Genomic DNA, 13,708 nt, shown 5'->3' on the forward strand with positions numbered 1-13,708 from the left:
TGTTTTTGCAAAAATGATGATTTTCCGTATGATATGGGCAGCAATAATTAGTGTAGTGAAATGATGAAAAAGATTTTATTAATTGCAGTGAGTTTATTCTTTGTTGGTTGTTCAGAAAAGAAACCATTAACACCTGAAGAGCAATGGCATGGCTTTTGTACTAGCGTAGGAAATGCGGCTAGAAGTATTGTTTTTGACCGTCAGCAAGCAATTGAAAAAACTCAGGCCGTTGAGCATGCAAATAAAATTGAAGATGACATTACCAAAAAGTTCATTCTTAATATTATTGACAAAGTCTATGCAATTCCAAAAGAAGAACTAACTAAAGATTCTCAAGCACTCCAAGAAAAAGTTAGAAAGCAAGCGATGGATGAATGTTTGATAACGCCTCATGACAAAATGCCAAAATATAAATCGTTCTAATTGTGTAAGGTTATTGAATTTCCTCTCTTGAGGGGTGTTTTTGCTCAAAAATAATCCAAATTTGGCTAATTTGTTCGTTATTTATACATGGGTATTTAGATACAAAATAATGGGCATCACGGAGAAACACCCCGTTTTCATTAACTTTTACCTTGAACTCTAGTAAACTTTTGTAGTCCATATTACTTGTGAAGCTTTTTAAGAAAGCTGGAATTTGCAAGTAATTTTTCAAAAAAAGAGGAATGAACACCGTGCTAGAAGCTTACCGCCAACACGTTGAAGAACGTGCCGCACTCGGAGTCCCACCGAAGCCACTTGATGATGCTCAAACAGCTCAGCTTGTTGAACTATTAAAAAATCCACCAGCAGGCGAAGAAGCGTTCTTGGTTGATTTGCTTGAAAACCGTGTTCCTGCAGGTGTTGACCAAGCAGCTTACGTAAAGGCAGCGTTCTTGGCAGCGATTGCAAAAGGCGAAGCAACTTCACCACTCGTTTCTAAAGAACGTGCAGTTTACTTACTTGGCACAATGCTTGGTGGTTACAACGTAGCACCACTTGTTGAGCTTCTTGACGATGCTGAACTTGCAAACCTAGCTGCTGAAGCATTAAAGAAAACACTTCTTGTATTTGATGCATTCCATGACGTAGCAGATAAAGCAAAAGCTGGTAACGCTGCGGCTAAAGCTGTTTTACAATCTTGGGCAGAAGCAGAATGGTTCACTAGCCGTCCTGATGTTCCAGAAGAAATCAAAATCACTGTGTTCAAAGTAACTGGTGAAACAAATACTGATGACTTGTCTCCAGCTCAAGATGCTTGGAGCCGTCCAGATATCCCATTACATGCAAATGCAATGTTGAAAAACGAGCGTGATGGTATCAACCCTGAAAAACCAGGTGAAGTTGGTCCATTAAGCCAAATCAAAGAACTCATCGCGAAAGGCAACCAAGTTGCTTATGTTGGTGACGTTGTTGGTACAGGTTCTTCTCGTAAATCTGCAACTAACTCTGTACTTTGGTTCTTCGGTGACGAACTTCCACACATTCCAAACAAAAAAGATGGTGGTGTGTGCTTAGGTTCTAAAATCGCTCCAATTTTCTTTAATACAATGGAAGACGCAGGTGCATTACCTGTAGAAATCGACGTTGCTAACATGAACATGGGCGACGAAGTTGTATTGAAAATTGACCACGCTGCTGCAAAAGTAACTGCTTTTAAAGATGGCGTACAAATTTCAGAAGCAGAACTTAAAACTCCAGTACTTTTAGACGAAGTACGTGCTGGTGGTCGTATTAACTTGATCATTGGTCGTGGTTTAACTACTAAAGCACGTGAAGAATTAGGTCTTGCACCTTCTACATTGTTCCGTACACCTGTACAACCTGCTGACACTGGCAAAGGCTTCACGCAAGCTCAGAAAATGGTTGGTCGTGCATGTGGTTTAGCTGAAGGTCAAGGTATCCGTCCGGGTACTTACTGTGAACCTAAAATGACAACTGTTGGTTCTCAAGATACAACAGGTCCAATGACTCGTGATGAGTTAAAAGACTTAGCGTGTTTGGGCTTCTCAGCTGACTTAGTGATGCAGTCTTTCTGTCACACTGCTGCGTATCCAAAACCAGTTGACGTAACAACTCACCATACATTACCTGACTTCATCATGAACCGTGGTGGTGTATCTTTACGTCCAGGTGACGGTATTATCCACTCTTGGTTAAACCGTATGTTACTTCCAGATACAGTAGGTACTGGTGGTGACTCACATACTCGTTTCCCAATCGGTATTTCTTTCCCAGCGGGTTCTGGTCTTGTTGCGTTCGCAGCTGCAACTGGTGTTATGCCACTTGATATGCCAGAGTCTGTACTTGTTAAGTTCAAAGGTAAAATGCAACCTGGTATCACTTTACGTGACCTTGTACATGCAATTCCTTACTACGCAATTCAAGCGGGTGACTTAACTGTAGAGAAGAAAGGTAAGAAAAACATCTTCTCTGGTCGTATCCTTGAGATCGATTTGTCAGAAATGGAAAATGACTTAACTGTTGAGCAAGCATTCGAACTTTCTGATGCTTCTGCTGAACGTTCTGCAGCTGGCTGTTCAATCACACTTTCTGAAGAGAAAGTTGCTGAATACTTACGTTCTAACATCACCATGTTGAAGTGGATGATCGCAGAAGGTTATGGCGATGCTCGTACTATGGCGCGCCGTGCTGAAAACATGCAGAAGTGGTTAGACAACCCAAGCTTGTTAAAAGCTGATGCTGATGCAGAATACTTAAAAGTTTACGAAATCGATCTTGCTGACATCAAAGAACCAATTCTTTGCTGCCCGAACGATCCAGACGACGCGAAACTTCTTTCTGACGTTCAAGGCGACAAAATTGATGAAGTATTCATCGGTTCTTGTATGACGAACATTGGTCACTTCCGTGCAGCTGGTCAGTTACTTGATAAAGTACCTGGTGGTTCATTGTCTACTCGTTTATGGTTGGCTCCACCAACTCGTATGGACGAGCACCAATTAATGGAAGAAGGCTTGTATAATATCTATGGTCGTGCTGGTGCGCGTACAGAGATGCCAGGCTGTTCATTATGTATGGGTAACCAAGCACGTGTAGCGCCGAACACAACATGTGTATCGACTTCTACTCGTAACTTCCCTAACCGTTTAGGTCAAGGTGCAAACGTTTACTTAGCGTCTGCTGAGCTTGCATCTGTAGCTGCGGTTCTTGGTAAATTACCAAGCCCAGAAGAATATCAACAGTACGCGTCGCAAATCGACAGCGCTTCTGCTGACATCTACAAATACTTAAACTTCGACAAGATGAGCGAATATACTAAAGAAGCTGATCAAGTTGATACTAAGAAAATCCAAGCGGCTCAGTTAACTTAATTTGTTAATTTAGCTAAAAATAAGGGTTGATTAATCAGCCCTTATTTTTTTGAAATAATTTCTAATTAATCTAAATTTTAATGCCAAGTTTTAAATCAAAAAAATTGTAGTAAGTTCTGAGCTATGCCTATCTAATAATTTTAATTAATATGGTCCAGTAATTTTGGCTTTACAATTCAATCAATCCATCATTTAATTATTGAAAATGAGTGATTTAAAAAGTTGATTCAACTAAATGGCAAAACAATCCCGCTTCTTATGTATTGGTGGATTTCTTAACGGTTCTGCTGTTAAAGACCAAGGGGACAGCTTTGTTTGTGTCGAAAATAACAAACAAGTAACCTACCACAAAAAGGAAATCTTCCATCCAGACTCATGGGATCAAGATTACTACGTCTGCGAAACTACAACAGACCAACAAGCACGGAATTGGGTTTATGATATTAAGCCCGATTAATTGCAGATATAATTTAGTATTTTTTAAAAAATATATGAAAAAGCCCCATCACAAGGGGCTTTTTTTAAACTAAAAAAATTCTACCAATACCCCAACACTTTCCACCAAAGTCCGCCAATCACCACAAAGATGATGATATTAACCACGCTCATGACAAAGCCAGCTTTCCACCATTCACCGAGTGTGGTGTAGCCTGAGCCAAACACAACAGGGGAAGTGCCAGTCGCATAATGGGTTAATGTCATCATAATGCTAGAAGCTGCTGCCATTATTAAAGCAAAGAGCATTGGCGGTGCACCAAGTGCAAGTCCTGCCGTATAAAAGGCTGCAAACATTGCAGTAATATGTGCCGTGGTACTAGCAAACATATAATGTGCATACAGATAAGCAAGCATTAACAATAAACAGGCAGGCATCCAGTTTAGCCCTAAATGACCAATACTGGTTTCTAAAACACTCGAAAACCACGTGATTAAACCGAGCTTATTTAAATAAGTCGCCATCATGACTAATGCAGCGAACCAAGTAATTGTATCCCATGCGTTCTTTTGCGTAAGAATATCATCCCAAGTTAAAACACCTGTAAGTAGCAATAATCCTAAACCAATAAAGGCAGTTGTTGTTGGGTCAACAGCCCAAGCAGAGCCCAAAATCATGGCGGGAATCCCTGCCCATAGCATCAATAAAATACCGAATACACTAAGCATGATGATTTCATTTTTACTGACTGGGCCCATTTCTTTTAATTTACTTTTAGCAAACTGAGCTGCATTAGGCGTTTCTTTGACTTCGGGTGGATACATCAAATACATAATCAAAGGCATAATAATTAATGCAATCAAACCCGGCAGTAACATTGCCAGAGCCCAAGTACTCCAACTTAAAGAAATTTCACTATTGGTCGCCTTTGCCACTAAATCAACGACTAATGGGTTAGGGGCAGTTGCCGTAATAAACATTGCAGAGGTAATCGGGTTGGCTTGGTAGTTAACCAATGACAGATATTTTCCCATCCGACCTTCGGTACCTTTAGCAGGATCAGAATCATAACTAGTAGAAATTGCCAGTACAATCGGATGAATTATTCCGCCACCACGAGCCGTATTACTTGGCGTTACAGGGGCGAGAATGAGTTCTGAAAGTACCATGCTATAGCCAATCCCAATGGTTTTCTTACCCCAAACTGCGATAAATAAATACCCTAACCGTGCACCCAATCCGGTTTTTTGCAAACCTTTAGAGATCATAATGGAAATACCAATCAACCAGATGAGTGGGTTAGCAAAGCTACTAAGGGCATCTTGAATTGCACCGTTTGGGCTTGTGTTAGTCACCCCAGTGATAGCGACTAAAGTTATTGCAATTACGGCAATGGCACCAATTGGCATCGCTTTACCAATGATTGCGGTAATTACACCGACAAACATTGCTAGCAAATGCCAAGCATCAGGATCAACACCATTTGGTACAGGAATAACGAACCAGATTAACAATGTAATAAATAAAGAAATAAGTGTAGGGAGGGCTTTAAATCCCATGTAATTTCCCCTTGTTTTCATATGATTAAAAGTTAAAGCTCTTTATGAGTAAATCGCTAAAGACATAAGTATTAAAGTTCTATTATCGATTAAATGATTCAAGAATTCAAAAAATCACAAGCGATAAGTACTAACTTTCATTTCTATGAAAAAGTCATTCTTTTAAGTTAAATATTTCTTAATTTAAATCTAATTTGTTAAGTTTTTCTGAAATTTTAACTCTAAAATTGATGCTAGATTGATAAATTCTCTGTATAGATATCAGTCTAATAAATAGTACTTAGTATGGTTAATTTTAAAAAAAGCGATAAAGACTTCTAATTGAATTAATATATTCTAATACTAATTTTTAGAAAATGTTAATGATCAAAAAATAAATTATATATTTAGATTAATGTATAAAAGGTTTAAAAAATTATTAAATAAAATAACTTAGATATAATATTGGATAAAAATTGGTCTTTCTGAATTATTAATTTTATTGAAAGCGTGAAATGAGTCATGAGTTTATTTAAAAATGTTAAATGTATCATTTTAAAATTTTATGTATATAAAATTGAATATAATAGTAGTAATTAACTGGTTTTTTGTTTTAAAATAATTAAACGAACTTAAAAATAATTAAAAAAAATATGGGTATTTTATATAGGGAATTTGAGAATGCTAAAGACAATAGTTGAATTTAAATTTGATGATTATCAACTATGTGAACAAAAAATGCACTCTAACGAAGGAGGGATTTTAGTTCAAAAAACTGAAGACATCGCGCAATATATTTTTAGTATATTGAGAAATAGATATCATTTAAATGTAGAACTATATAGTGAAAATTGGGGATGGCAAATTGAAATTCCATTGCCTGAAATAACGATGTATCTTGGAATAAGTGTCTATGAAGAATATAGAAATGGATTCGCAATTTTTATTTCACCCAATACACCTATTTTAAGAAAATTTTTATTTCGAAAAATTGATATTACCCATCATATTATGGTGCTGCAAAATTATATAAATATTATCTTAAAATCACATCCGGGAATCTATGATGTGATGTGGTGGAAAGAAAATGAATTCCGATGTGTAGCGGCGAGCTGAAGTAGAAAAATATAAAAATCTAATTACCGAAGCGAGTTAAGGAAAATTTATTAAAGACCGTATTGGTGAATAGGCAGCGAGAGCTTACTATATCTTCAATATCAAGTGGTCAGATCAATATGCAAAATTCAGCGTTGAAGGGATTGCGTAAGTTTTTCTATAATAATCTTCATAATCATGACTATGAAACTACGGTAAGTAGATGTATTAATTATTTTTTAGTTGTTTTAATTGTTGGTAATGTCGCTGCCGTTTTATTAGAAACAGTAAATGATTTGTACACAAGCTATCGTGTTTGGTTTGACTATTTTGAAGTTATTTCAATTGCAATTTTTAGTATTGAATATTTATTAAGACTGTGGAGTGTTGCAGATCGAGATACGACACAATCTGCATGGAAAATTCGCTTGAACTGGATGAAAAGCGGAGAAGCAATTATTGATTTGATGGCAATTTTACCTGCCTATCTCAATTTCTTTGTACGAATTGATCTTCGTATGCTCAGAATCTTACGTTTACTACGCTTATTAAAATTAACGCGGTATTTTATCTCACTACAGATATTGTTATGCGTGATCAAACGTGAGAAAGGTTCTTTTCAGGCTGTTATCTTTATTTTAATCATTATGATTATTATGACCGCTTCTGGAATTTATGTGGTTGAAAACAAGGCTCAGCCAGAAGCTTTTAGTTCAATACCTAAATCTATGTGGTGGGCTGTAGTGACTTTAACCACAGTGGGTTATGGCGATGTAACACCAGTGACAAGTTTAGGAAAGTTATTGGGGGCACTCATTACAATTTTGGGTGTTGGTATTGCGGCTTTACCAGCTGGTATTTTGGCATCGGGGCTTGCAAATGAACTTAACCAGCGTAATCAAAGGCTAGAGCAAGAATTTCGTGAATTACTTCAAGTACGAGGTATTGATATTTTACATGATGAAGTTGAAATAGAACGAATCCGTCAAAAAGTTGGTCTACCCAAAGAGCAGGCGCATAACCTGATTGTTCAAATTATGCGAGAAAAAGTATTAGAACAGGAAGAGTCTGTTAGAGAGAAAAAATGTTATTGCCCACACTGTGGTGGAAAGCTAACTGATTAGAAATAATAAGTTAGCATTTTCTTTGATTAAATTTACTTACTGGCTTTTTCAACAGCAAATGCAATAAGTAAAATGATAAGACCACCGAGACTCAAAACAAAGCCTACCCAGATTGGCGCGATCCAACCCATTTGGTGGCTGAGTACCCATCCACCTAAAAATGCACCTAATGCATTGGCCATATTAAAGGCAGAGTGGTTGAGTGACGCTGCTAGTGTTTGAGCATCACCTGCTACATCCATTAAACGAGTCTGTAATGCTCCGCCTAATCCCATTACGGTGAGACCAATCAAAAATAATGAAGCGATAGCACTATAGATATTACTCATTAAGAAACTGGCAACAACAAAAGCGATTGCTGAACTAATTAATACACCTACAATCGTTTTGTTTAAGTTTTTATCTGCAAGCCATCCCGCTGCTAAGCCACCAATAACCATACCGATACCCCAGATAGCTAAAGCGATAGGGACAATTTGGATATTAACTTTTGTATATTCAGTCAAAATTGGTGAGACATAGCTATAAACAGAAAACATGCCTCCAAAACCGATAGCACCTACTGCTAGTGTTAACCACATGTTGATATTTTTAAGACCAGCTAATTCTGTTTTTATACTGGCAGTAGCTTGGACTGGAATATTGGGTACAAAAAAGCCAACAGCAATTAAAGTGACGAAAGCAAAGGTTGCTGAAAACTCAAAACCAGCTCTCCAGCCAAAATTTTGACCTAACCACGTCGCGAGAGGAACGCCAATTACAGTTGCGACTGTAAGACCCATCATCATTTGGGCAACTGCAGAAGCTCTTCTTGATGGGCCAGCGAGTTCTGCTGCAACTAATGCACCAACTCCAAAATATGCTCCGTGTGGTAAACCTGCAATGAAACGTGAGATTAAAACAGTTTCGGGGGTATGAGCTAAAGCGGTAAAGGCATTAGCTACACCATAAAAAAGCATTAAGCAAAGTAATAAAGTTTTTCTAGGTACTTTGGCGCCGAGAATAGCAATGATAGGAGCGCCAATAACTACACCTAATGCGTAAGCACTAATAAAGTGACCAGCTTCAGGTACAGTAATATTTAAGTTATTTGCAATTTCTTGAATCAGTCCCATTGCGACGAATTCGGTAGTTCCAATACAAAAACCACCTACAGCGAGAGAGAAAATTGCTAAAAAGAGTGAATAGTGTTGATGTGTAGAAAGAGGAGATTGTGGGGACGCCATAATAAGTTGAGGAAAGACACAAAAAAGAGAAGTATAAGGGAAAAGAGAACAGAATAATAAAAAACTAAATTAATGAGAAAATGATTACATATTTAAATGAGGTAAATTTAAATTTTCACGTTTTGATCTATAAATAATAAAAAATAACGAATGATAATAAGAATTATTTTTATTTGTGTATACTGTATCCGCTTATATTTTGTCTGATTTTTTCACTTTGCATACAACAGGATTTTGTAATAATGAATAGATTTCTAATGACGTCCCTTGCATTGATATGTACAACAGGCTTTGCTCACGAACCTTATGTAGCACCTGTAGCTTATAAAACTGAACAGACTCAAGTACCTGTAATTGCTGGTTATGCTGAAGAAGCATTAAATAGTGAATATGCTTTAAAGGATGCCAAGCTTACTGTAATTACACCTAAAAATGAGCTTAAAACCATCAACTCAGAAGCTGTACATAAGTCTGTAACTGTTTTTGATGTAGATCTACCTGAAGAAGGCACATACATTGTTCAAACTCAGGCAAGTTATCCTTTAAAATATGTATATGACCAAAAAGAATGGCATCTATTTTTTGATATGCCAGCTGATAAAGCTCCACCGAAAGCAGAACGTGAATATTTGATTCCGACTGACCTTGAAACAAAAACAATTAAACCAGAGCAAGTAACACGTGAGTGGATATTGCAGAGTTATCTTTCTAAGGGAAAAGTTTCAGATATTCAGCTTCCTAATACACCGATTAAAGTTAGTTTCTCCGTACATCCAAACCAAATTAAAGCTGCTCAACCAGTTAAATTAGCTATAACTGAAAAGGGCCAGCCTTTAGCTTATGCTGAAGTTAATTTAAGAGAAAAGGGTGCAACTGACAAACAAGTAAAGCAGTTTAAGGCAGAAAAGAATGGTCAGGTTGAGCTTAGATTTCCAAAAGCTGGAGAGTACTTAGTAGAAGTAACAGCTCCCCTAAACTTGAAAGTAAAACCTAAAAACCAGAGTTATACGATTATTAGCTTAAATGTATTAGCACAGTAATTTTTAATGTTTTAAAAAATAGACCTTTATGAGGTCTATTTTTGTTTTTCATACTTTTTTAATCACTTTAAAAACTTTATGAGATCGTTTTAATTTCCCTTCATTTTTAAAGATACCTAAATTCATCCCAAGCAAAAATAGTGAAATAAAATTCATGTTGAGACAAACTAACTAATTTTATGTTAAAGTGAATAAAATTCATTAATGCAGATTTATCGAAAGTTTTATGGAAAAGCGAATATGAGCTTTTTGCATTTATAGATAAATCTCTTTTTGTAGGCTTGTGCCCATGTTAGAAATACGCCACCTTAAAACTCTCGTTGCTTTACGCGAGCATGGTTCATTAGTTTCGGCAGCAAATGACCTTTGTTTAACGCCATCTGCCATTTCCCATCAATTAAAAGAATTAGATCATTGGTACGGGGTAGAAGTTGTTAATCGTCGAAGTAGACCTGTTAGTTTTTCTAATGTTGGACAGCGCTTATTAAAGTTAGCTGATGATGTTTTGCCACAAATTCAGATTACCCACAGTGATATCACGCGTATTGTGCATGGACAGACTGGCAGAATTATTTTTTCATCGGAATGCCATAGTTGTTTTGACTGGTTAATGCCTTTATTAAATCAGTATCGCCAGCAATACCCAGATGTAGATTTAGACTTCGCTTCAGGTTTTGAAGCCAATCCGCATGAACTCTTACAAAATGCTGAATTTGATTTGCTGATTACAGCAGACCCAATTGCATTAAAAGGAATTGAGTATTTTCCGATTTTTGAATACGAATCACGGTTAGTCTTATCAAATACTCATCCTTTGGTGCGGGCTGAGAATATTACAGTTCAAGAGTTGGCCGAAGAGGTTTTAATTACTTATCCAGTTGATAAGCACCGTTTAGATATCATGTCTAAACTTTTCATTCCTGCGAATATTCAGCCTAAGCAAATACGAACAACAGATTTAACCCAAATGCTTATTCAACTTGTTGCAAGTGGACGAGGTATTGCTGCTTTACCTGATTGGGTAGTAAATGAATATGAACAAAAGGGGTGGGTCACAAGCCGTCGTTTAGATTGTGTTTCTCCTACAGGTTTAAGACGAACTTTATATGCGGGTTATCGAACTGAAGAAAAAGAGAAAAGTTATTTTGAAGGATTTTTAAAGCAGTTAGAAAAGTTTTCTTTAAAACGAAATGCCTATTATTCTGGCTAAAAAAATAATTTAGCCTAAGTGTTAAAAAGGTGCTTAATTGCACCTTTTTTAATATCGACTTCTTATTTACCAATAAATAAAGAGAGTAAGCCTGCTGCAATCAGAGGGCCGACCGGTACACCACGAAGTAGAGCAACACCAGCAACCGTACCAATCAGTAAACCCGCAACCACGTCAGGTTGGCTTGACATTAGTTTTACACCACGACCACCTAACCAAGCGACTAATAAGCCAATTGCGATAGCCACCAGTGATTTAGCACTAATAAATGACTTTAAAATACTCTCTCCACTGAGCTTCCCGCTGGCAATTGGAGTAAGTACACCAATCGTTAAAATAAGAATTCCTAAATTAAGACCGTGAGCTTGAATATAGGGGAAAAATTCATTTAATGGCGTAATTTTAACGACAATGAGCACACCTGCTGCAATCGTTACAGCTGCATTTTGACTTAATAAGCCGCAAATCAGCAGGACGAGTAAAACAACTAAATTCACATCAAATTGGGCAAGCATGGGGAGTGCGGAGGAAGCAAATAAGTGGAATTGTATAATATTTAAGAGTGTTGATGTGAACGCTTTAAAAGATATAGCTGATTTTAAATCTTATTTTTGATAAAAAATCATTGTATATCTATAAATGATAAAGATTTTTAATTTCTGGTTACGCTTGGAAACAATGTTATATAAATTAACAAGTTAAAAGTTTTATTTTCTTAAAGGTGTGATATAAAAATAGTCATTACTCATGAGTACAGGATAGATTTATGGACATTATTGATATCAAAATCAAAGATCAGTTTGACCAGATTCATGATGCAAAAGCGCAACTAAAGAAAAATTTAGTGGAACATGAAAATGAGCCTTTAAAGCTGAGCCAACGTATTGAACATATTATTGTTGATAATGAAATTATTTTGCCTACTACCGAATTATTATTTGAAAGTGAACAGAACGAAAATATTTATCGAGTAGTTGAAGAATAAAGTGTGAGTTGAATGAAGTAAGTGTAAAGAGCTGCTCGTAGCGTTTAGTAAAAAGTGGAAACTACGTTAAAATAACAGCTTAGTTCTAAAGAGAAAACTTCATGCTGCTGGAAAAAATTTTACAATCACAAGGGTTTGGTTCACGTAAATATTGTCAGCAGTTAATAAAAAACGGATCTATAAGTATTGATGGAGAGGTTGCAGATGATCTCAAGAAGCAATTCTCTCCAGAAAATTTAGAGTTTTCTCTTTTTGGGGAAACTTATCAATATCGAGAAAAAGTTTACCTTGCTCTAAAAAAGCCAAAAGGTTTTGAGTGTTCACATCAGCCTCATCATCATCAAAGCGTGTTTAGTCTTTTACCGGAAATATTGATTCAACGGGGTGTGCAAGCCATTGGTCGTTTAGATCAAGATACCACAGGCTTACTTTTACTGACCGATGATGGTAAATATCTTCAAGCTTTAACTCATCCCCGTAAACATGTTCCAAAAGTTTATCATGTTACGACTATAGATCCGGTTACACCTGAGCAAATTAAAATGTTGAGCCAAGGAGTGAGTTTGCATCAAGAAAAAGGTGTTTTTGCTGCAACTGATGTGGAGATATTAGAAACGCATCAATTAACTATGACGATTCATCAAGGTGTTTATCATCAAGTAAAAAGAATGATTGCAGCGGTAGGAAATAAGGTGGCAGCATTACATCGCCATCAAATTGGGCAATTGGTTTTGCCTGAACTTGAAGATGGAGAATGGGTTTATTTATCTGAACAACAAAAACAGCTCGCTCAAAATCTTACTTAAGAAAGCAATGGAAAGTTTGGAACTCACTATCTCGAATGAATCCCATTTTTTCATATAAGCGATGAGATTCATGGTTGTTGCCTTGAGTTTCCAAACTAATCCGCAAAGCATTCTCTTGTTTTGCAAATAAGATTGCTGTATCGATGAGCTGTTTAGCTGAACCTTGGCGACGGAAAACGGGTGTAACATAGACATCATCTAAGATATAGTAAGTTGAACAAGCAACCGAAGAAAAACCTAAATAGAGTAAAACAAAACCCGTAATTTTATCGTCTTTAATATGAATGAAGAACACACTTTCTCTATTCTCAAAACGTTGTTTAAGGAAGTGAAGAGATTCATTAAAATTAGAAGAGGCCCCATAAAACTGGCGGTATTCATCAAATAAAACGGCGAGTTGCTCTAAATCTTCAAAAGTCGCTCGTCTAACGATCATTTGGCACTCCTTGTAACTTATCATTATGTTTTTACAAAGAGAGCATAACGAAAAAAAGAGCTTTTTGACGTTAAAACTTGTTTATAAATGCAACAGTGTTAAGTTTTGTCGCTTTCACCAAGAAGTGCATTAAGTTCTTCAAATAAATCTTCATGGTCATCATCTTCAGCTAAAGTTGATAGATTTTGGTTTAATGAAGATGCTTTTGCTTTTCTCAGTTTTAATAATTGTTCCATATTAATATTCTGATTTTCGATTGCAAAAGGAATAGATTTAGTGAGTACGACCTGTTTAAAAAAAAGTCGTACCGCCTGTGCAGGTGTAATTCCCAATTGTTTAAAAACAGCAAAGGCCTGTTTTTTCTCTTGGGAGTCAAGTCGAACCTGATAAACTTCTGTTTTTCGCATGAATAATAAAACCAAATGATTTTAATTTTTAGGAATTTATTTTAAACCATCGAAATGTAATTTCAATGCTTTTTGGCATAAAAAATAATCT

Annotated in this window: 14 protein-coding genes; 9 read left to right on the top strand and 5 right to left on the bottom strand. The window is 36.4% G+C overall.

Features of this window, described 5'->3' with window-relative positions; translation table 11 throughout:
• Positions 1–60: 60 nt before the first annotated feature.
• From ACS604_RS05890 to ACS604_RS05900, 3 genes are all read left to right on the top strand, one after another.
• A complete protein-coding gene (locus ACS604_RS05890; protein WP_111854240.1) occupies positions 61–423 on the top strand; it encodes a hypothetical protein in 363 nt (120 codons plus the stop codon).
• A gap of 251 nt (positions 424–674) precedes the next feature.
• Complete coding sequence (locus ACS604_RS05895; RefSeq protein WP_004791533.1) at positions 675–3,314, top strand: bifunctional aconitate hydratase 2/2-methylisocitrate dehydratase; 2,640 nt, start codon at positions 675–677, stop codon at positions 3,312–3,314.
• A gap of 235 nt (positions 3,315–3,549) precedes the next feature.
• A complete protein-coding gene (locus ACS604_RS05900) occupies positions 3,550–3,771 on the top strand; it encodes a hypothetical protein (RefSeq protein WP_474770734.1) in 222 nt (73 codons plus the stop codon).
• An 80-nt stretch (positions 3,772–3,851) separates the two neighbouring features.
• Here ACS604_RS05900 and ACS604_RS05905 read toward each other — a convergent pair whose 3' ends face one another.
• A complete protein-coding gene (locus tag ACS604_RS05905) occupies positions 3,852–5,309 on the bottom strand; it encodes a DASS family sodium-coupled anion symporter (RefSeq protein WP_474770737.1) in 1,458 nt (485 codons plus the stop codon).
• 660 nt (positions 5,310–5,969) lie between these two features.
• On the opposite strand from ACS604_RS05905, the gene ACS604_RS05910 reads away from it, so the two are divergent.
• Entirely contained in the window at positions 5,970–6,404 is a 435-nt protein-coding gene (locus ACS604_RS05910; RefSeq protein ID WP_353156193.1) for a hypothetical protein, read from the top strand.
• A 119-nt stretch (positions 6,405–6,523) separates the two neighbouring features.
• On the top strand, positions 6,524–7,507 hold the full coding sequence (locus ACS604_RS05915; protein WP_049836989.1) for an ion transporter: 984 nt from the start codon (positions 6,524–6,526) through the stop codon (positions 7,505–7,507).
• Between the two features lie 32 nt (positions 7,508–7,539).
• On the opposite strand, the gene ACS604_RS05920 is transcribed toward ACS604_RS05915, so the two are convergent.
• The gene (locus ACS604_RS05920) at positions 7,540–8,733 is read right to left on the bottom strand and encodes an MFS transporter (RefSeq protein ID WP_151963110.1); all 1,194 of its coding nucleotides are present in this window, start codon (positions 8,731–8,733) and stop codon (positions 7,540–7,542) included.
• A gap of 242 nt (positions 8,734–8,975) precedes the next feature.
• Here ACS604_RS05920 and ACS604_RS05925 point away from each other — a divergent pair, with 242 nt between their 5' ends.
• Both ACS604_RS05925 and ACS604_RS05930 read left to right on the top strand, forming a co-directional pair.
• Complete coding sequence (locus ACS604_RS05925) at positions 8,976–9,773, top strand: DUF4198 domain-containing protein (protein WP_474770741.1); 798 nt, start codon at positions 8,976–8,978, stop codon at positions 9,771–9,773.
• A 289-nt stretch (positions 9,774–10,062) separates the two neighbouring features.
• Positions 10,063–10,983, top strand: a complete 921-nt coding sequence (locus ACS604_RS05930; protein ID WP_002122195.1) for a LysR family transcriptional regulator — start codon at positions 10,063–10,065, stop codon at positions 10,981–10,983.
• Between the two features lie 62 nt (positions 10,984–11,045).
• Here ACS604_RS05930 and ACS604_RS05935 read toward each other — a convergent pair whose 3' ends face one another.
• Positions 11,046–11,498 carry a DUF441 domain-containing protein gene (locus ACS604_RS05935; protein WP_262445380.1) on the bottom strand — a complete coding sequence of 151 codons (453 nt, stop codon included), beginning with the start codon at positions 11,496–11,498 and terminating at the stop codon, positions 11,046–11,048.
• 251 nt (positions 11,499–11,749) lie between these two features.
• On the opposite strand from ACS604_RS05935, the gene ACS604_RS05940 reads away from it, so the two are divergent.
• Positions 11,750–11,968 carry a hypothetical protein gene (locus tag ACS604_RS05940; protein ID WP_016140601.1) on the top strand — a complete coding sequence of 73 codons (219 nt, stop codon included), beginning with the start codon at positions 11,750–11,752 and terminating at the stop codon, positions 11,966–11,968.
• 101 nt (positions 11,969–12,069) lie between these two features.
• The gene (locus ACS604_RS05945) at positions 12,070–12,774 is read left to right on the top strand and encodes a pseudouridine synthase (RefSeq protein ID WP_474770747.1); all 705 of its coding nucleotides are present in this window, start codon (positions 12,070–12,072) and stop codon (positions 12,772–12,774) included.
• Here ACS604_RS05945 and ACS604_RS05950 read toward each other — a convergent pair.
• Both ACS604_RS05950 and ACS604_RS05955 read right to left on the bottom strand, forming a co-directional pair.
• Positions 12,767–13,210, bottom strand: coding sequence for a GNAT family N-acetyltransferase (locus ACS604_RS05950; protein WP_174732695.1), 444 nt, complete (start codon positions 13,208–13,210; stop codon positions 12,767–12,769). The two genes, ACS604_RS05945 and ACS604_RS05950, sit on opposite strands and share 8 nt — an antisense overlap.
• A gap of 98 nt (positions 13,211–13,308) precedes the next feature.
• Positions 13,309–13,617, bottom strand: a complete 309-nt coding sequence (locus tag ACS604_RS05955; RefSeq protein ID WP_151963107.1) for a type II toxin-antitoxin system RelB/DinJ family antitoxin — start codon at positions 13,615–13,617, stop codon at positions 13,309–13,311.
• Positions 13,618–13,708: the final 91 nt, after the last annotated feature.

The organism is Acinetobacter sp. Li1LvA2, assembly GCF_056156705.1.